This is a genomic window from Heyndrickxia ginsengihumi (genome assembly GCF_011008565.1).
Lineage (GTDB): Bacteria > Bacillota > Bacilli > Bacillales > Bacillaceae_C > Weizmannia > Weizmannia ginsengihumi.
In genome coordinates this window covers 1-20,377 of record NZ_JAAIWK010000018.1, presented here as the reverse complement: position 1 = coordinate 20,377, position 20,377 = coordinate 1, and the positions used below count along the sequence as shown (strand labels likewise).

At 36.2% G+C, this 20,377-nt stretch carries 15 protein-coding genes and 1 riboswitch; of the genes, 13 read left to right on the top strand and 2 right to left on the bottom strand.

From position 1 onward, the window contains the following. Positions 1-8 precede the first annotated feature (8 nt). The 13 genes from argJ to G4D61_RS11440 all read left to right on the top strand — a co-directional run bounded on the left by argJ (position 9) and on the right by G4D61_RS11440 (position 16,129). Positions 9-1,244, top strand: a complete 1,236-nt coding sequence (gene argJ, locus G4D61_RS11500; RefSeq protein ID WP_025729193.1) for a bifunctional glutamate N-acetyltransferase/amino-acid acetyltransferase ArgJ — start codon at positions 9-11, stop codon at positions 1,242-1,244. Between the two features lie 74 nt (positions 1,245-1,318). Next, a complete protein-coding gene (gene argB, locus G4D61_RS11495; protein ID WP_025729190.1) occupies positions 1,319-2,104 on the top strand; it encodes an acetylglutamate kinase in 786 nt (261 codons plus the stop codon). Then, a complete protein-coding gene (gene argD, locus G4D61_RS11490) occupies positions 2,097-3,296 on the top strand; it encodes an acetylornithine transaminase (protein ID WP_025729188.1) in 1,200 nt (399 codons plus the stop codon). The genes argB and argD overlap by 8 nt, the downstream gene beginning before the upstream one ends. Positions 3,297-3,321: 25 nt before the next feature. Beyond that, positions 3,322-4,404 (top strand): carbamoyl phosphate synthase small subunit, encoded by a 1,083-nt coding sequence (locus tag G4D61_RS11485; protein WP_025729186.1) that lies wholly within the window; start codon positions 3,322-3,324, stop codon positions 4,402-4,404. Further along, a complete protein-coding gene (carB, locus tag G4D61_RS11480; protein ID WP_025729184.1) occupies positions 4,391-7,600 on the top strand; it encodes a carbamoyl-phosphate synthase (glutamine-hydrolyzing) large subunit in 3,210 nt (1,069 codons plus the stop codon). Before G4D61_RS11485 ends, carB begins: the two co-directional genes overlap by 14 nt. An 18-nt stretch (positions 7,601-7,618) precedes the next feature. After that, positions 7,619-8,569: an ornithine carbamoyltransferase gene (gene argF, locus G4D61_RS11475; RefSeq protein ID WP_025729182.1), complete on the top strand. Its 951-nt coding sequence runs from the start codon at positions 7,619-7,621 to the stop codon at positions 8,567-8,569. Positions 8,570-8,649: 80 nt separating this feature from the next. Further along, entirely contained in the window at positions 8,650-9,864 is a 1,215-nt protein-coding gene (locus tag G4D61_RS11470; protein ID WP_025729180.1) for an argininosuccinate synthase, read from the top strand. 78 nt (positions 9,865-9,942) lie between these two features. Further along, positions 9,943-11,328 (top strand): argininosuccinate lyase, encoded by a 1,386-nt coding sequence (argH, locus tag G4D61_RS11465; protein ID WP_163174008.1) that lies wholly within the window; start codon positions 9,943-9,945, stop codon positions 11,326-11,328. A gap of 68 nt (positions 11,329-11,396) precedes the next feature. After that, positions 11,397-11,501, top strand: a riboswitch (SAM riboswitch). Positions 11,502-11,576: 75 nt separating this feature from the next. Beyond that, positions 11,577-12,125 carry an NADPH-dependent FMN reductase gene (gene ssuE, locus G4D61_RS11460; RefSeq protein ID WP_025729176.1) on the top strand — a complete coding sequence of 183 codons (549 nt, stop codon included), beginning with the start codon at positions 11,577-11,579 and terminating at the stop codon, positions 12,123-12,125. 298 nt (positions 12,126-12,423) lie between these two features. After that, entirely contained in the window at positions 12,424-13,596 is a 1,173-nt protein-coding gene (locus G4D61_RS11455; protein WP_235425170.1) for an acyltransferase, read from the top strand. Between the two features lie 7 nt (positions 13,597-13,603). Next, positions 13,604-14,554, top strand: coding sequence for a sulfonate ABC transporter substrate-binding protein (locus tag G4D61_RS11450; RefSeq protein WP_163174006.1), 951 nt, complete (start codon positions 13,604-13,606; stop codon positions 14,552-14,554). Positions 14,555-14,571: 17 nt separating this feature from the next. Then, entirely contained in the window at positions 14,572-15,339 is a 768-nt protein-coding gene (gene ssuC / locus G4D61_RS11445; RefSeq protein ID WP_025729168.1) for an aliphatic sulfonate ABC transporter permease SsuC, read from the top strand. A 40-nt stretch (positions 15,340-15,379) separates the two neighbouring features. Next, positions 15,380-16,129 (top strand): ABC transporter ATP-binding protein, encoded by a 750-nt coding sequence (locus tag G4D61_RS11440; RefSeq protein ID WP_035348709.1) that lies wholly within the window; start codon positions 15,380-15,382, stop codon positions 16,127-16,129. Positions 16,130-16,877: 748 nt separating this feature from the next. Here G4D61_RS11440 and G4D61_RS11435 read toward each other — a convergent pair. Beyond that, entirely contained in the window at positions 16,878-18,434 is a 1,557-nt protein-coding gene (locus G4D61_RS11435; protein ID WP_025729166.1) for an AMP-binding protein, read from the bottom strand. Between the two features lie 278 nt (positions 18,435-18,712). Then, positions 18,713-18,883, bottom strand: a complete 171-nt coding sequence (locus G4D61_RS11430) for a hypothetical protein (RefSeq protein WP_163174004.1) — start codon at positions 18,881-18,883, stop codon at positions 18,713-18,715. Positions 18,884-20,377 lie beyond the last annotated feature (1,494 nt).

Here is a 20,377-nt window from a genome sequence, read left to right as displayed (position 1 = left end):
GGATAACGATGAATAAACTTTATGAGAAAACAAATGCTGCATCATATTACATAACTCAAGGTTCAGTTAATAGTCCAAAAGGTTTTCGTGCCGGAGGGTTCCATTGCGGTATAAAACGGAAGCGTCCAGATTTAGCATGGCTTTATTCAGAAGTACCTGCAAATGCTGCAGCGGTATACACGACTAACCAATTTCAAGCTGCACCAATCACAGTGACAAAAGAAAGCATATCAATTGATAAACAATTACAAGGTATGATTATTAATTCCGGAAATGCAAATGCATATACTGGAGAGAAGGGGCTTGAACAAGCTTATTTGATGAGAAAATGGTATGCAGAAAAAGTTGGAACTAAAGAACATCTAGTGGGTGTAAGTTCTACAGGTGTTATCGGAGAACCGTTACCAATTGAAAAAATTAGAAATGGAATTGCCAACATTTCGGTCGAACAAGAGGATATTATAAATTTTGAAAAAGCAATCTTAACAACAGACACTTTTACAAAACATGTATGTGTAAAGGTAGAGATAAATGGAACTGAAATTACAATTGCAGGAGCTGCCAAAGGTTCAGGAATGATTCACCCAAATATGGCGACGATGTTGTCATTTATTACGACTGACGCCGATATTGAACAGGAATCTTTGCAGTATGCTTTAAGCAATATTATTAACGATACATTTAATATGATCACGGTTGATGGCGATACGAGTACAAATGATATGGTTGTAGCAATGGCAAATGGAATGGCAGAAAATGAACAGCTTTCAGTAAACAATCCTTATTGGGATCAATTCTACGAAGCATTCACATACGTTTGTCAATCATTAGCTAAATATATCGCTAAAGATGGTGAGGGTGCAACGAAATTAGTAGAAGTAAAGGTTACAGGTGCTAAAACAAAAGAAGATGCCAAAACATTAAGCAAGACAGTCATCGGTTCAAACCTCGTTAAAACTGCGATATTTGGAGCAGATGCCAATTGGGGAAGAATCATTAATGCAATTGGATATAGCGGAGTTAAAGTCGATCCCATGTCAATTTCTATTGCGCTTGGATCGATTACAGTAGTGCATAACGGCGTTCCTGTTGATTTTTCTGAAGAAGAGGCTACCCAATATATGAAGGAAAGTGACCCGGTTCAAATTTTCGTTGCGTTACAAGATGGAAATGATGAAGCAATTGCATGGGGATGCGATTTAACATATGATTATGTGAAAATTAATGCATCCTATCGAACTTAAGAAAACAGTGCATTTGTATTGTTAAAAATGTATATTTATTCAGTTTAATAATTAAATATAAGGAGTTGTCAACGTTGTCTTATGTCGTCATTAAATGTGGTGGAAGTATTTTAGAACAGCTGCCAGAAACATTTTATAAAAGTATTCTTCAATTAGTAAAAGACTATCAATTAAAACCAATTATCGTTCATGGTGGGGGGCCGGAAATCTCTAATTTACTTGAACAAATGGAAATTGAAACCACTTTTATGAATGGCTTGAGAGTGACAACTGAACCTGTACTAGATGTCGTCGAGATGGTTTTATCGGGATCTGTCAACAAAAAGATTAGTAGAAAACTTACTGCATGTGGTGGGAAAGCTGTTGGAATTAGTGGGATTGATGGATCATTATTGCTTGGAAAACAAAAGGATTCAGATTTAGGATTCGTTGGTGATATTTTATCAGTAAAACACGATATCGTGAAAGAATTACTAAATGAAAACTATATTCCGGTTATTTCACCACTTGCACTCGATGAAAACGGTCAGCGTCTTAACATTAATGCTGATACTGCTGCAAGTGCAATAGCTAAAGCACTAAACGCGCAGTTATGGATGATCACAAATGTACCTGGCGTAATGAAACAGGATAAAGTTATCTCCCAGCTGACCTTAGATGAAGTCGAGCAGTTAATAGATGAAAAGATTATTACAGGTGGAATGATTCCGAAAGTACATGCTGCCTGTGAATGTATTGAGTCCGGTGTAAAAGAAGTAGTGATTATCAATGGTTTAGAGGAAAATGGATTATTAAAACTTGCAAGTGGCAAACAAATCGGTTCAAAAATCATCGGAAAGGAAGTCCTAATCAATGGATAAATCATTAATGACAAAAGAAAAGTCTTCCCTTATGAATAACTATTCCCGCCTTCCCATTACATTTGTGAAAGGAGAAGGAAGCTTTGTTTGGGATGAGCACGGAGATAAATTTCTAGATTTCACCTCTGGTATTGCAGTTTGTAATTTAGGTCATGTACCTGATCAAGTTAAAGAAAAATTGATGTCACAATTAAGTCAAATATGGCATACATCAAACCTATACGAAATTCAATCTCAAAAAGATCTAGCAAATTTATTAACAAATGTTTCAGTATTTGATCAGGCATTTTTCTGTAATAGTGGTGCAGAAGCAAATGAGGCTGCGATTAAACTTGCCAGAATATTTGCAGAAAAAAAAGGAGAAAAGCAAAACCGTACAATCGTAACATTTGAGCATTCATTTCATGGACGTACACTTGGAACATTATCTGCGACAGCGCAGGAAAAAATCCAAAAGGGATTTGCACCAATCCTCCCAGGTTTTACATACTTATCATATAATGATTTTTCACAGCTTGAAACATTACAAGAAATTGACCCAATTGCTGTCATGTTTGAACTTGTACAGGGTGAAGGCGGGGTTATTCCCGCAGAGAAAGAGTGGATTGATGCACTCGTTTCAATTTGTAAGCAAAATGGAATTTTACTCATCGTGGATGAAGTGCAAACAGGGATGGGGCGAACTGGTACATTATTTGCATATGAACAATACGGTTTTGAGCCGGATGTTATAACACTTGCAAAAGGATTAGGCTCGGGATTTCCAATAGGTGCAATGCTAGCTAAAAAAGAAATTGCTGAGGCTTTTGCACCAGGAACTCACGGAAGCACTTTCGGAGGAAACCCACTAGCTGCAACAGCAGGTCTTGCAACATTGCAGACTTTTATTTCGGAAGATATCGTTAAACATTGTGAAGAACAAATCGAGTATCTATGGTCGAAACTACACGAGCTACAATCATCGTTTACGGAGATTAAAGAGATCCGCGGAAAAGGAATGCTCATCGGATTAGTATTTGCCGATAATGTATCAAATATTGTAGCGAAAGCGTTAGAGGAGAAACTATTAATCTTATCAGCTGGCGCACAAGTCGTTAGATTACTGCCGCCACTTACGGTTACAAAAAAAGAGATTGATTGTTTTATCGAAAAAATGTCAGCAGTTTTGAAGGACGTTTTTACAAATGCATAATTAGCGCACAAGGAGGTTAAGAACATTGAAAAATGGTTATATCATTCTCGAAACGGGGGAAATGTTTGAAGGACATTTTGTTGGAGAGGAACAAGATGTTCACACTGTCGGAGAGGTCGTTTTTAATACGAGCATGACAGGCTATCAAGAAATTATGACAGACCCTTCTTATGCAGGACAAATAATTGTATTTTGCTATCCGTTAATTGGAAATTATGGAGTAAATGAGGAAGATTATGAAAGCATAAAGGTTGCCGCCCATGGAATGATTACGGGAGAGATTTGTGAGGAACCTAGCTTTTATAAAGCGGAATTCTCGGCTATCTCTTATTTACAGCAATTTAATATCCCGTGTTTAACAGGTGTCGATACTAGGGCGCTTGTGAAAACAATTCGCAAGCATGGAACAGTTAAAGGATTATTAACAACTGATAAAACGAAACAACTACCGGCCTCAGATAATGGCTTTTATATTCCAAAAGTTTCGACAACAGCATTAAAAACATGCGGGGAAGGCACTAAACATATTGTATTGATGGATTTTGGTTATAAAAAATCTATCGTCGACTATTTATTAAAGCATCAATGTAAAGTGACGATTGTTCCATATAACTATACGTGTGAGCAAATCAAAGCTTTGCAACCAGATGGGGTTGTGCTTTCTAATGGTCCTGGAGATCCAATGCAGCTGCAACAATGGTTACCAGAGATCAAACAAGTAAGCGAATCGTTCCCAACTCTTGGAATTTGCTTAGGTCATCAATTATTAGCACTTGCAAATGGCGCCAAAACGAAAAAACTACCTTTTGGACATCGCGGTGGGAATCATCCAGTAAAAGATATCCGTACAGGAAAAGTGTTTATTACATCCCAAAATCATGGTTATGTTGTTGAAGATGAATCAATTGATGAAACCGTGATGAAAGTTGTATTCCGTAATGTCAACGATGGAACTGTCGAAGGATGTATTTATCAAAACAAAGCAATTATGACTGTTCAATTTCATCCGGAGGCCCATCCTGGACCACAGGATACAGAATATATTTTTACTCAATTTTTACAACAAGTTCAACAAAAAGCGGGTGTTTTTACTTATGCCAATCAATAAAGAGATAAAGAAAGTACTTGTAATCGGTTCTGGTCCGATCGTAATCGGCCAGGCAGCAGAATTTGACTATGCCGGCACACAAAGCTGTCTAGCTTTAAAAGAAGACGGAATCGAAGTTGTTCTCGTAAATAGCAATCCGGCAACAATTATGACAGATGAGGAAATTGCAGATCGAATTTATTTTGAACCGTTAACAGTAGAATCGATAGAAGCGATTTTAAAGATAGAACAGCCTGATGGAATTATTGGGACATTGGGAGGGCAAACAGGGTTAAACTTAACTGTTCAATTATATGAATTCGGTCTATTAGAAAAATATAATGTGCAATTACTTGGTACATCTGTTGACTCCATTCAAAAAGGGGAAGACCGTGAAAAATTCCGCCAACTAATGATTGACATTCATGAACCGATTCCGCAATCGAAAATTATTGAAAGTGTTGAAGAAGGTTTTAAGTTCGCACATGAGATCGGTTATCCAGTTATTATTCGTCCGGCATATACACTCGGAGGTTCCGGAGGCGGCTTTGCGGCAAATGATGATGAGCTAAAGAAAGTATTAAAGAAAGGCCTTGAGCTAAGCCCGATTCATCAAGTCCTTCTTGAAAAAAGTATAAAAGGTTGGAAAGAAGTAGAATACGAAGTTGTTCGTGATGAAAATGATACATGCATTATCGTTTGTAATATGGAGAACATTGATCCAGTTGGCGTTCATACCGGCGACTCGATTGTTGTTGCACCATCGCAAACTTTATCAGATGTACAATATCAGATGCTTAGAAATGCGTCTTTAAAAGTCATTCGTTCACTTGGGGTTATTGGTGGATGCAATATTCAATTTGCACTCGACCCTTATTCAGATCAATATTATATTATTGAAGTGAATCCACGGGTAAGCCGTTCATCAGCATTGGCATCGAAAGCGACAGGTTATCCGATTGCCCGCATCGCCACGAAATGTGCAATCGGATACCATTTAGATGAAATTATCAATCCAGTAACAGGTCATACTTTCGCATCATTTGAACCTGCATTAGACTATGTTGTCGTCAAATTTCCACGCTTTCCATTTGATAAGTTTTCAGAAGCGGATCGCACACTTGGGACACAGATGAAAGCAACAGGAGAAACAATGGCGATTGATCGTACATTTGAAGGAGCACTTAATAAAGGAATTCGTTCGCTAGAAATGGGATTATCAAGTTTATTTCATCCTTTTTTCAAAGAGATGGATATTCAAGCACTTATTCCTTATTTAGTTGAAGCAAGTGATTTAAGAATATTTGCGATTGCTGAATCGATGATAAAAGGATTAAGTATAGAAGAAATTCATCAATATACAGAGATTGACCGTTGGTTTTTAGAAAAAATTAAAAAAATTATAGATATTGAAAAGCAATTAAATGAATATTCAATTGAAACTGTTCCAACTGAAATATTGGCAAAGGCAAAAAAAGTGAATATTAGTGATGAACGTCTAAGTGATTTATTAAATTGCAGTGAAGACAAGGTTCGCACAAAAAGAAAAGAGTTGGGATTGAAGCCTGTCTATAAGTTAGTTGATACTTGTGCGGCAGAATTTGAAGCTGTTACTCCGTATTACTATTCAACATGGGGCGGGACAGATGAAGTAGAAGTATCCGATCGGAAAAAAGTACTAATCATTGGCTCGGGCCCGATTCGAATCGGTCAAGGGATTGAGTTTGATTATTGCTCTGTTCATGCGGTGATGGCTTTAAGAAAGCTTGGTTTTGAAACGATTGTAGTGAATAACAATCCTGAAACAGTAAGCACCGACTTTTCTATTGCTGATAAGCTTTATTTTGAACCATTGCGCCCAGAAGACCTTTTACACATTATTGAAAAAGAAAATGTTGCCGGTGTATTTACACAATTCGGCGGTCAAACAGCGATTAATGTCGCAGGCGCTTTAGAAAAAGCAGGAGTACCATTGTTTGGAACAAGTGTTGAAGCGATGGATAGATTAGAAGATCGTGACTTGTTTTATTCATTATTAAATGACTTAAATATTCCACATATTAAAGGAAAAGTAGCTCATGATGTCGAAATGCTGAAGAACGCTGCGAAAACGTTAGAGTTTCCAGTACTCGTTCGTCCTTCATATGTGATCGGCGGGCAATCGATGTTTATTTTTTATCATGAACATGAGCTTGATGCATATATTCAAACATTACACTATACGGAAGAAAAAAATTGGCCTTTAATGATAGACCAATATGTTCCTGGACTAGAATGCGAACTTGATTGTATTAGTGACGGAAAGAACGTTTGGATCCCAGGGATTTTTGAGCATATTGAAAGAGCGGGTGTCCACTCTGGAGATAGTATTGCAGTTTTCCCTCCCCAGCATTTAACAGATAAACAGAAGCAAATGTTAGTAGATTATGCTGAGAAGATTTGTATGAAAGGGGAAATTGTTGGTGTCGCCAATATTCAGTTTGTCATTCATGATGATGTTGTTTATGTGTTGGAGGTTAACCCGCGGGCATCAAGAACAGTGCCGATTTTAAGTAAAGTAACTGGTATTCCAATTATTGATTATGGCATTCTTGCGCAAACTGGTCAGCCATTGAAGCAGTCCGGTCTTGCAATGGAACCAAATTTAGTTGCAGTAAAGGCACCTATTTTTTCTTATACAAAATTAAAAAATGTTGATCCTGTGTTAGGTCCTGAAATGAAATCAACAGGAGAAGTGTTAGGAATTGATGAAAATGTGGAAAAAGCATTGCAAAAAGCATTAATCTCCACCCAGTATCCTGCATTTGAACAAATGAGTGAAGCGAAACCATATATCTTTTGTTCGGTTACCGATCGATATAAGGCCGATTCACTGCCGATGATGAAATCGTTATACGATAATGGCTTTCAATTTGTTGCAACAGAAAAAACGGCGGCCTATTTACGTCAACATGGAATTGCAGCTGAAATGCTGACGACAGAAAACGTACCATCATTTTTTAGCGAAAATGATGTAAAAGCAGCTGTTATTATTCCTACAAAAGGTAGAGATAAAAGTACGGTCGGAAATGCCCTTCGTGAACAAGCGATGCGTTTTTCTATTCCGCTTGTTACAAGCATCGATACATTTCAGTCAATTGTTTCTGTCATGAAACAACCATCAGTTATTCAAGCGAAAGCTCTTAATGATTTTCAACGTTTTGTAGTAGAAGTATAAAAAGGGAGGAAGAGATCTATGAGTCAATATGTTGAAACAAAGAAGAAAAAAGATTTTTTAACAATTGGTGAACTATCAACAGAAGAAATAAATGAACTGCTTTCAGAGGCAGTTCATTTAAAAAAAGAACAGAAGCAAGGAAATGCAAAGCCATATTTAAAAGGTAAAGTGCTAGGCATGATTTTTGAAAAATCATCAACACGTACACGGGTTGCCTTCGAGGTTGGCATGCTTCAACTCGGTGGAGAAGCATTATTTTTAAGTTCAAAAGACATCCAACTCGGACGCGGTGAGACTATTCATGATACAGCGAAAGTTCTTTCTAGATATGTTGATGCTTTAATGATCCGTACTTTTGCCCATGAAACAGTTGAAGAATTTGCCAAGTATGCAACAGTACCAATTATAAATGGCTTAACTGATCTGCATCACCCAACACAAGTAATTGCAGATTTACTGACAATCTATGAATATAAAGGAAAACTCTCCGGTTTGAAAGTATGCTATATCGGGGACGGCAACAACAATATGTGCCATTCTTTGCTGGAAGGTGCAATGAAAGTGGGAATTCATATATCCGTCTCATCTCCGAAAGGGTATGAACCTAATCAGGCAATTGTTGAACAAGTCAAACAAGAAGCACAAGCAAAAGGATTACAAGTTGAATTTGGTCATGATCCTGAAGATATGATCAAAGACGCTGATGTTGTGATTACAGACGTATGGACGAGTATGGGGCAGGAGGAAGAAACTCAAAAACGGTTGCAGGCGTTCTCAGCTTATCAAGTAAATGAATCATTATGCAAGCTTGCCAAAGAAGATTATTTATTTCTTCATTGTTTGCCAGCACACCGCGGTGAAGAAGTAACAGCAGAGATAATAGACGGACCTCATTCGGCTGTGTTTGATGAAGCGGAAAATAGATTGCATGCCCATAAAGCAATTTTGAAAAAACTACTGGAAAAGTAATCTTTATTTTGTTATGATAAGAATGTATAAAAATTCAATAATAATATTATTTATTCATAATAGATAGGGAGAGACGAATCATGGCAAAAGAGAAAATTGTTTTAGCTTATTCTGGTGGTTTAGATACATCTGTTTCTGTTAAATGGATCCAAGAAAAGTACGGATACGATGTAATTGCAATGGGAGCTGACGTTGGCGAAGGAAAAGATTTGAGTGCGATTCGAGATAAAGCTTTAAATGTTGGTGCAATTAAGGCAGTGATGATTGATGCAAAAGAAATGCTTGCAAAGGACTATATTCTGCCGGCATTGAAAGCCAATGCTTTATATGAAGGAAAATATCCGCTATCATCTGCAATTAGTCGTCCGCTTATTTCAAAACTACTTGTCGACGTTGCTGAACAAGAAGGAGCTGTCGCTGTTGCACACGGCTGTACTGGTAAAGGGAATGACCAAGTGCGTTTTGAAGTATCTGTGCAAGCATTAAATCCAAATTTAAAAGTCGTTGCGCCTGTCCGTGAGTGGGGGATGACGCGCGATGAAGAAATCGCTTATGCAGAAAAAAACGGAATTCCAATCCCAATTGACCTAGATAATCCATTTTCTATTGATGCAAACATTTGGGGCAGAGCATGCGAAGCAGGCGTGTTAGAAAACCCATGGAATGAAGCTCCTGAAGCTGCATTTGACTGGACAGCGCCAATCGAAATGACACCTGATAAACCGGAATATATTGAAATTACATTTGAACAAGGTGTTCCTGTTGCATTAAATGGTGAAGAGATGGGGCTTGTTAAATTAATTGAAACTTTAAATCTATTAGCAGGAAAACATGGAGTTGGAAGAATTGACCATATCGAAAATCGCCTCGTTGGTATTAAATCCCGTGAAGTATACGAAAATCCTGCTGCATTAGTCTTAATTAATGCGCATAAAGAGCTCGAATTTTTAACACTTCCACGTGAAGTTACGCAATTTAAAACAACGGTAGATCAACAATTGGCTAAAATTATTTATGAAGGTCTTTGGTATTCACCATTAAAAAATGCTCTTGACGCTTTTGTAAATGAAACACAAAAAACGGTGACTGGAACAGTGAAAATTAAATTATTTAAAGGTCATCACGATGTTGTGGCACGTAAATCTCCTTATAGCTTATATAATGAAGAACTAGCCACTTATTTAAAAGGAGATACATTTGATCATAATGCTGCAGTTGGCTTTATTAAACTTTGGGGATTACCAACAAAAGTGTATGCAGAAATTCATGAAAAAGAAAAAATGTTAAATAAATAAGATTGGAGGATTGTGTCCCGAATAGGTTCACAATCCTTTCATATAATATACTACTTATGAAAGTTGGAGGTACGGATTGTGTCAAAATTATGGGGCGGTCGTTTTACAAAAGAAACAAATAAACTAGTAGAAGAATATACAGCATCCATTTCTTATGATCAAAAGCTTGCATTTGAAGATATTGAAGGAAGCATTGCACACGTAACGATGCTTGGAGAATGCGGCATTATTCCGAAAGAAGATGCTGATACGATTCAGAAAGGTCTTCAAACAATTGCTGAAAAAATTCAAGCTGGTCAAGTTGAGTTTTTAGTTGAACATGAAGATATACATATGAATATTGAAAAGATGCTAATCGATGAGATTGGCCCTGTCGGTGGTAAACTACATACTGGCCGCAGTAGAAATGATCAAGTGGCTACCGATATGCATCTTTATGTACGTAAAGTAACGAATGAGATGATTGAATTAATTACAAAAGTTCAAGAAGCATTAGTAGAGCAGGCAAAACATAATGTTGATACTATTATGCCTGGATATACCCACTTACAAAGAGCACAGCCGATTCTTTTCGCACACCACTTACTTGCTTATTTTTGGATGTTAGAGCGTGATAAAGAAAGATTTTCCGATAGTATAAAACGGACAAATTGGCTGCCGCTTGGAGCTGGGGCGCTTGCTGGAACAACATTTCCAATTGATAGAGAGCGGACAAGTGAGCTATTAGCTTTTTCAACCGTTTATCCTAATAGCTTAGATGCGGTAAGTGACCGTGATTTTGTGCTCGAATTTTTAGCAAATGCTTCAATTCTTATGACACACATTTCTAGACTATCAGAAGAAATGATTATATGGTCAAGCCAAGAATTTCAATTTATCGAGTTAGATGACTCTTTTTGTACTGGCTCAAGCATTATGCCGCAAAAAAAGAACCCGGATGTTCCAGAATTATTACGCGGAAAAACAGGAAGAGTGTATGGCAACTTAATCGGCTTACTCACCGTGCTGAAAGGCTTGCCGCTTGCTTATAATAAAGATATGCAGGAAGATAAAGAAGGAATATTTGATACGGTAAATACACTTGATGGTGCATTAAAATTACTTGCGCCAATGATTGCTACAATGACAGTTAAACAAGAAAATATGTATAATGCCGTATCCAATGACTATTCAAATGCAACAGACATTGCTGATTATTTAGTAACGAAAGGGTTACCTTTCAGAGAAGCACATGCAATTATCGGCCAAATTGTTTTATATGGCATTCAGCAGCAAAAGTATTTATTACAATTATCCATTGATGAATATAAAACATTTAGTCCTCTTTTTGAAGAAGATATATATGCAGTGTTGGAGCCAAAGCATGTCGTTGAGGCACGTAATAGTATTGGGGGAACAGGGCATCAACAAGTGCTGAAACAGCTCGAATTGGCAGAGGAAAAACTCGAAAAAATGTTTTGTTAGATCAAGCGTAAATTACTTGTGTTATAATCTGAAATATTATAAACTAATAAAAATCAGTATATCTATACATCTTATCAAGAGAGGTCGAGGGACTGGCCCGTGGAAACCTCAGCAACCGCCACATAGTGGAATGGTGCTAATTCCAGCAAGAAATTATTCTTGGAAGATAAGAGTTTATTACCGTAAACTGCCTCTTTTCTTCTTTAGAAAAGAGGTTTTTTATTTAGGAAGGGTTAGGGTGAATGAAAATGAGCGAAGTGATTATTATATCGGGGAGTCCGTCAGCAACGTCTTCCTCAGAAGCTGCCTTGTACTATCTACAAAAGCAAGTTGAAAAGGAAGGATTAACAACAAGCTTTTATTCCGTTCGCGATGTGTCACCAGAAGATCTATTTTATGCACGATTTGATAGTAAAATCATTCAAGAAATAAGCAAACAAATTCAATCAGCAAAAGCAGTGATTATCGGGTCTCCGGTTTATAAAGCTTCCTATTCGGGTGTACTAAAAGCTTTATTAGATTTATTGCCAGAGGATGTATTTCAAGATACACCAGTGTTGCCAATAATGGTTGGTGGAAGTCAATCACATTTATTGGCTGTCGATTTTGCATTTAAACCGCTTTTGTCGAATATGAAAGGTGAACTATTAAGAGGGGTATATGTTCTAGAACAATTTATTCAAAAAAATAATTCAAACCATCCAATTGTCAATGAAGATATTTTATTGAGACTTGAAAGCCAAGTACAGGAATTAATTAAATTAATCCATGCTGCATCTACATATGTCCATCATTAACATCTTTCCTATTAAAATAAATGGAAGTCTTGATTTTAATATAGCAATAAGGGTGCTGACTAGTTAATAAATAACGGTCAGCACCCTTATTTTATTTTCGCTAATATGATCTTAAAAATGACAATCAATAAACAGAGGAAATTCATAATAAAGAAATTAGAAGTAATGAGAAACAAACATGATACACATACTGATTTAACTAAAAATTAAGTTTCGCATGATATTTTCATAGAGGTAGCAGGGGTTCCTAATAGAAATCACCTGCAAAATGTTGAAAATAAAGGAGGTTTCTAAACTTTTGCCAAAAAAGAAGTATCTTTACGAAATTGATTTTATGCGGATGCTGATTATGTTCGGGGTATTATCTGTTCATACTACAAGTATTTTTACCAGTCAGTTAAAAGATTGGACTACAGAATTTTTAGCACTTTCCGCCATCCACTCATCCATGCATGTTACCCGTATGGCTTTTATGTTTATTACAGGGTTAGTATTGTTTATTACTTATCATCATAGAGAATTCCATGTTTTTTCGTTTTTGAAGAAACGATTATTTCTAATAGCGATTCCGTATCTAGTTTGGAATGTAGTCTACATTTTATTTGAAAGTACTTATGAAATTGATTTACACGGGTCATTTATGGGATTTTTAAAGATTTTATTGCTTTCCCTCATACACGGAGACCAATTTTATATTTACTATCTGCTGATTACTTTTCAATTCTATTTGGTTTTCCCGATGCTGCTTTTCGCTTTGCGTAAATATGAAAAATGGCATTTGCAAATTTTTATATGGAGTTTTTTATTTCAACTATTATTAATGTCATTTTATAAATTTGCAATCCCACATTTAGATCAATCAAACTGGCCATATTTGCTAACAAATTACGGTGTCTTTTTCGTTACTTATCAATGCTGGTTTGTAACAGGTGGCATTGTTGCTTGTCATTATGACATGATTTGCAAATTTATAGAAAAACATTATCGGCTTATAGGGGCCATCCTTTTTCTGGGAATCATTTGCATGTGGGGGCATTACTATCTTGACAGGGCGATCTTACATGAAAGTGATCATAAAGCTCAATCTGTCCATCAGCCAGTATTCCTTCCATACAGTTTATTTGTAATTGCGGTAATGCTTTATCTTGGCAGAAAGTGGGCAGAAAGAAGGACAAGAAGAAATTGGCAAGGATTTAGCCGATTTGTCGGTATCGCTTCCAGTACTTCCTTTGGAATGTACCTTGTTCAGCCGTTTCCAATATATATTGTAAATCAATATATTCCTAGAATTGCGAATGTTCACTGGCTTTTCTATTTGTCAATTCCAATCGCCATTTTATTTGTTTATGTGAGTTCTATGATTCTTTCGTATTGTATTGGGAAAATCCCATATATATCATATTGTGTCGGTCAAAGAACAAAGAAAAAGCCAAATACAACCAGAGCTATTTCAAGTTTATCGCAAAGGTAGTGACAACATGAAAAAAACAATTTTATTAAACATATTTGTAACTTGCCTTCTAGTATTTGGATTGGTACTCGGAGGTTGTAGTTCAACTACTAAAAGTGATGAAAAGGTTGTAAAAATAGGTTACCAAAAGGGTGATCCACTCGCAATTGTGAAATCATTAGGCGAACTAGATTTAGAGTTAAAAAAGCAAGGATATAAAGTTGAATGGAAGCAATTTCAAGATGGTACGGCGCTGACAGAGGCTTTAAATGCAGGAAGTATTGATTTTGGAAGAACAGGCAATACTCCGCCTGTATTTTCGCAAATTGCAAAAGTGCCTTTTGTTTATGTTGCTGCGGGCAAATCTAAATCTGAAGGCAGTGGAATTTTGGTGCCTAAGGGATCAACCATTACATCTCTTGCTGATTTAAAAGGAAAGAAAATTGCATTCTCGAAAGGGACAAGTTCACATTACTTATTGTTGAAGGCTTTGCAAAAGGCCGGATTAACAATGAAAGATATAAAACCGATTGATCTGTCACCAGGAGATGCTCGCCTTGCTTTTCAACGAGGACAAGTTGATGCGTGGGTAGTATGGGATCCATATACCGCATCAACTGAAATCAATACAGGAGCGATATTACTTGCTAACGGTAAAGGATTAACTACCGATCGAGATTTTTTCCTGGCAAGTAAGAAGTTTGCACAAAACCATAAAGATGTCGTTCAAGTAATAGTAAAGGAAATTAGTAATGGAATGGATTGGGCTAATGATCACCATAAAGAACTCATTGATATGTTGGCAAAGGATATGAAAATGAATAAGAAAGTGATTCAACGAGCAGTTGACAGACGGATTTATGGTGTCGATTCATTATCGACTAATATTATGAATGAACAACAAGATATCGCTGATTTATTTTACAATGAAAAAATTGTACCCGAAAAAATAAACGTCATGGATAATGTCATGAAATAAGATAGGAGGTAGAAAAAATGCGTTTGGAAAAAAGATGGATGAGCGTATTCATGCCTTGGATGGTCCCGCTTCTCATAGTCGTTATTTGGCAGAGCTTATGCAAGTTTGGGGTGATTCCAACGAGAATTTTACCCGCCCCAACAGATGTATTGAAGGCTGGAATTCGTCTTGCAGCTACAGGCGAATTGTATCAAAACATCTCAATAAGCTTATGGAGGGCGCTGGCAGGATTTGTCATTGGCGGATCTATTGGCTTTTTGCTTGGACTTTTCAATGGAATGTTTAAAATTTCAGATTTGTTATTTGACACATCGATACAAATGCTTCGAAATATTCCACATTTGGCACTAGTCCCACTAGTTATTCTATGGTTTGGCATTGATGAAACATCCAAAGTATTTTTAGTAGCTTTAGGGGTGTTGTTCCCTATTTATATCAACACGTACCACGGGATAAAGTCCGTAGACAAAGGTTTGATTGAAATGGGGAAAGCTTATGGATTAAAGGGAGTGCCTTTGTTTCTTAAAGTATTTTTACCTGGTGCATTGTCATCGATTTTAGTTGGTATACGATATGCTCTCGGAATTATGTGGACAACTTTAATCGTAGCAGAAACAATTTCTTCCTCATCTGGAATTGGGTATATGGCGATGAATGCGCGCGATTTTATGCAAATGGATGTCATCGTTTTAAGTATATTAATCTATTCGTTATTTGGTAAATTATCAGACATTATTGCCAAATTATGCGAAAGAAATTGGCTAAAGTGGAACGAATCACGGTAAGGAATAAAAAAGAATGTTGCAAGAAGGAGGAGTGAATGGAATGGTTCAAAATAAACAAATCCAAATTAAACATGTAACAAAGTCTTATGGTAAGCTAGATGTTTTAAAAGGAATAAACTTATCTATAGAAAAAGGAGAGTTCATTGCAATTGTTGGAAAAAGCGGATGTGGAAAAAGTACGTTGCTAAGAACAATTGCTGGTTTAGAAAAGATTGATAGTGGAACGATAACGATTGATGGGGAAGAATTAAAAGGTGTAAACCATCATGCCCGTATGATGTTTCAAGATGGGAGGCTTCTTCCTTGGAAGAGAATTCTGCCAAATGTCGGAATTGGTTTAAAGGGTCTTTGGAAGGAAAAAGCATACAAAGCTTTAAAATTAGTAGGTTTAGAGGATCGTGCCTTCCAATTTCCATCTGTTCTTTCTGGTGGTCAAAAACAGCGGGTAGCGTTGGCTCGGGCTCTTGTCCATGAACCAAAACTACTGCTTTTGGACGAACCGCTCGGTGCATTAGATGCTTTAACGAGGTTAGAAATGCAGAATTTAGTCGAGGACATATGGAGAGATAATAAAATGACAGCTCTGTTAGTAACACATGATGTCGAAGAAGCAGTAAGATTGGCTGATCGCATTGTCTTATTAGAAGAAGGGAAGATTGTACTCGATCAATCTATCAGCCTATCACGTCCAAGAAAACGGTCAAATCCATTATTTACAAGACATGTTGAAGAAATTTTAAAACATATTGTTCATCCGCAGGAACAAGATAAGAAGCATTCCTTTGCTTAAGTGAATAAAGAACTAAAACGGCAGCATGAAGCTGCCGTTTTAGGTTATAAAGTGTTTTAAACTTGAGTGATCATTTCCGCTCTGACGTTCGCTTTCCGTGGGCGTTCAGGGAGCCTCATTATCGTAAGCCACTGTAGGATTCTCTATTGACATGCTGATCCCGCAAAACTCTCCACTTCAATTGAATCGTATTAAATCAATAATTGAAATATCGATATCATTAAGTTAAAAAGTTTGTTTACCATTATTTGTTCCTTTTTTAATGAATGTTGATCCCTCTAGAGGGGGACACTTTGATCTATTTGTCATTGCATTTTTGTAGATAAACTGAAACTTTATTACAGTAATGAGAAAACTTTATGCATACTATTAAAAGTCATTTCTATTATTTAAGTTTATCTCACTTCCTATAGAAAATTCCACAGCGGCGAAATTGTATTTAATAAAAAGTTGCTTATTGCAAATAAAAGAATAAGATCGTTCATGAAGAATGTATAATTTATTAGAAAATCCCTTTAATATAGTGTGAATAACAAAAAAGTAGGAGCTTTTTGATTGGATTATTCGTGTAAGTCTAGGAGGTGGGGGAATATTATAGAGTTTCGTGCAAAATTTTTAAATAAAAACACGTTGGACATATGTCCAACGTGGTAAATAAAGTTTAAAAATATTATTATTTTCTACTAACATTAGTAGCATAAACTATGGGCTAGGTTTGTGCACTAATGTTAGTATGTTCCTACAATAATTAGTGATTTTGAACTTTAGAATAGGCAATTTCCATTTCTTTCAATTTCTTTCGTTGAATTTTTCCAGTAGGACCAACGGGTATTTCTTTTACAACCTTTACTATAGCAGGGCATTTATAGTTTGATAAAGCGTTTTGACAGTGGGATGTCACTTCTTTTATCATTTCTTTTGGATCTACATTAGGTAAAGATGAAATGACATATGCGGCAACTTGTTCCCCGTAAACAGGGTGTGGTAATCCAATAACGGCAACTTGTTTAATAGTTGGAATTTGGCGGATTACATCTTCTACTTCATATGGACTTATTTTCTCCCCACCGCGATTGATCATTTCCTTTTTTCTACCGACGATAAATACATATCCTTCATCATTGATATAGCCTAAATCCCCTGTATGGAACCAGCCATTTCGAAAATCGTGTTGGTTGTCAGCTTGTTCATAAAAGGTAATAACATTGTTCCCGCGGATCGTAATTTCTCCAATGTTCATCGGTTCTACATTTTTGTCGTTATCATCGACAATTCGCAATTCTAGGCCAACTGGCAATCCTACCGAACCTAAAACTCTTTTTCCTGGTGGCAGTGGATTCACACAAATTTGACTAGCAGCTTCCGTCATGCCATAAGATTGAATGAGCGGTATTCCTGTCATCTGTTCAAAACGTTTTGCATGTAAGCTAGGAAGTTGTGCCGATGCCGAACGAATAAATCTTAAGGAAGAAGGTATATTGTCAGGTTGAGGCGTATTAAGGAGAATAGAGATAATCGCGGGTACAGCTGATACCCATGTGACGCCATTTTCCTGTATGATATTCCAAAATTTTGAAGCACTAAACTTAGGTGCGATGATTATTTTTCCATCAGATAAACAGGTAGAGATTAGCGCAACAATTTGCGCATTAATATGGAACAATGGTAAAAAGCAGTATGTGATGTCCTTGCAACTAAGTTGATGAGAACGTATGATATTTTCTGCTGCAGCTAAAATATGTTTATGCATTAAGCCTACAGCTTTCGGTCTACCAGTCGTCCCTGAAGTATATAATAAGATAGCAACAGCATCATCAGAAGGTTCTGGAATGGAAGGAGGATTTGATACGACTGGTATTGTTGTTTCATACCAATCTTCCTGAAGATATTCAAACCGTTTCAACTCATTTGATGCCGAGTTTAGTACAAATAGATTTTTTAACGTATGAACTTTTCTGTTTGAATGAAAAAGAAAAGCTGCATGTTCTTCACCTACGAAGCCGCAAATTGGATTTGCCCTTTCTATAAAAGTTTTCAATTCAAATTCGGGCATATTAGGATTAATTGATGCAACAACTGCACCATAGTCGATAATTGCAAAATAAATATAGGCAAATTGATATGAATTTGGATAGCTCACAAGAATTCGATCACCAGGGCGAACATTTGCGGCAATTAAATAGTGTTGGATCTTTTCAATTTCGGTTAGAAATTCATTGGTTGAATACCATTGTCCATCTTCTTGAATAAAAGAATCTTTAGATTTAGCCAATACTTGGTGTAGTCTTTTCGTCAATTCAGACACTTGATCAACTCCTTGTAAGAAATAATCGCGTTTACTTTACACATGATTAAAGAAAATTTGATTTGTGATTATCTTCTCGTAGAGCATATCAATCAAGACTTAATATTTTCTTAACAGCTATAATGGGTATCACTTTGTAAAAGGAGTGTGGCATTCTTGTAGTACTAGAAGATCTAATGTAAAGTTATGCTATTCATTTTTATTAAGATGGCAGATGATTTTTATGAAAAATATAAATGGCGAGGAAAAAAAATGATGGAATTTGGAAGGAAATTCATTTAAAAAATTCCCTTTTTATCATGTATGTTTTTTTTGGAAAATTTTTCATATAGCCAGCTAAACAGTACAATAAGACCAATACCTAAGAAAATAGTCGATAGGATCGTTATGATTGCTTTTAAGATGATGGCGACCATAATACATACAACAAATATTGCTAGTTTTTCCATTGACTTTCCTCCGTTCGCCAAATGTACATTGCTATTATTATATACTAATAAAATACATATGAAAATTGCTATCATACCTAATGGAAAATAGTTGATGACGAGATCTTAACTCGGAATAGTAAAGTATATTGTACCGTCTTTTATCTGTTTTTAAATTAGTTTGAGGTAGAGGGACCAATTGTTCGAAATTTTAATGATGTATTACTTACAGGGATCATTAGATAAAGAACTGCAAAAAAAAACATTTCTGGCTGGATGGGAAAAAGATTCGGCGATTATTTTTTTCGGGGGTACATAGGAGAAAATAAAAAACAGCTATATGATAACTGTGGGAATGATGTTTCAGTCTATAAACATTAAATTTGAAGCAGTCGACATCTTGTCTTTCAAACGAATGCTTCATTAGTAAGTCAACCTTTAAGATTCATTTGCATCCGTAAAGTACGTTAAATAAAAAATATAGATGAATGATGATGCCAGTATAAATAGGAAAAATGTATTGAGTAAAATTCCCATAATATCCTCCTTTATCATGTAAGAAGATTGTAATTCTCATATATTAAATTGTATACACTGTTTACTAATGATAAATTAAGATTCAATTAACGCAGTGTAAAATTACAATTATGGGACGGGACATTAAAAATTGTATATCATTGTTACGACGAATCGAGGCCATTAAATGGACATTAAAGGTTTGCTTGCGGGCTTTATATGTTAAGTTTATTTAATGGCCACTTAGTTCCATTTGCTTTCGTAAATCGATGTACAGCCGCCAATTGGAATGTCATGCTGGGATAAATCATGACTATTTTTTCCATGTACATTCTCACATGTTTTATTGATACATATGACTATTTTTAACTACTTCTATGCAAACTATGAAAATCCTTTTTATTGTTGTAAAAAGGTAAATGGACTTGGTCATTACCGATCAGTTGCAATCTAAGGGTGCGTCGTAAAACATCATTTCTTTCAGTTGTTTTCATATTCTGTCTGCAGAAATCAAACCTCCTTTTAATGAAAAAACAACGTAGATTAGGGGAACACATTTTCTAATCATCATTATTGATTTTTTAGACAGATGTTGTTCACATAAACTTTACACAAAGTCGATTGAAGCGGAAGGATGTGAGACTCCTGCGGGAAAAACGGAATAGATGAGACCCCGCAGGCGTGCAGCGCCGAGGAGGCTCAGCATTCGCCCGCGGAAAGGTAGTATCCTGGAGCGGAAATTAACCTCTTGATTCACGAAAAAACAATAAGTATCCAAGAATAACCGTTTAAAAAATTTTTACTTTTTAAGAGGCAGTATTGTTGAGAATAAGATGAATAGAGCGGAAGGATGTGAGACTCCTGCGGGAAAAGCGGAATAGATGAGACCCCGCAGGCGTGCAGCGAGGCCACTGAAAATCTTACGTTTTTATATAAATTGATTTAGCAAAGGCAGAAAAAAGGCAGTTTGTTGTTCTAGTTCAGACAACAAACTGCCTT

Excerpts from the sequence above, each read along its gene's own strand:
- argD (WP_025729188.1), top strand. The coding sequence starts at position 2,097 with ATGGATAAATCATTAATGACAAAAGAAAAGTCTTCCCTTATGAATAAC.
- ssuE (WP_025729176.1), top strand. The coding sequence starts at position 11,577 with ATGAGCGAAGTGATTATTATATCGGGGAGTCCGTCAGCAACGTCTTCC.
- ssuC (WP_025729168.1), top strand. The coding sequence starts at position 14,572 with ATGCGTTTGGAAAAAAGATGGATGAGCGTATTCATGCCTTGGATGGTC.
- argJ (WP_025729193.1), top strand. The coding sequence starts at position 9 with ATGAATAAACTTTATGAGAAAACAAATGCTGCATCATATTACATAACT.
- argF (WP_025729182.1), top strand. The coding sequence starts at position 7,619 with ATGAGTCAATATGTTGAAACAAAGAAGAAAAAAGATTTTTTAACAATT.
- carB (WP_025729184.1), top strand. The coding sequence starts at position 4,391 with ATGCCAATCAATAAAGAGATAAAGAAAGTACTTGTAATCGGTTCTGGT.
- G4D61_RS11440 (WP_035348709.1), top strand. The coding sequence starts at position 15,380 with ATGGTTCAAAATAAACAAATCCAAATTAAACATGTAACAAAGTCTTAT.
- G4D61_RS11430 (WP_163174004.1), bottom strand. The coding sequence starts at position 18,883 with ATGGAAAAACTAGCAATATTTGTTGTATGTATTATGGTCGCCATCATC.
- G4D61_RS11450 (WP_163174006.1), top strand. The coding sequence starts at position 13,604 with ATGAAAAAAACAATTTTATTAAACATATTTGTAACTTGCCTTCTAGTA.
- G4D61_RS11470 (WP_025729180.1), top strand. The coding sequence starts at position 8,650 with ATGGCAAAAGAGAAAATTGTTTTAGCTTATTCTGGTGGTTTAGATACA.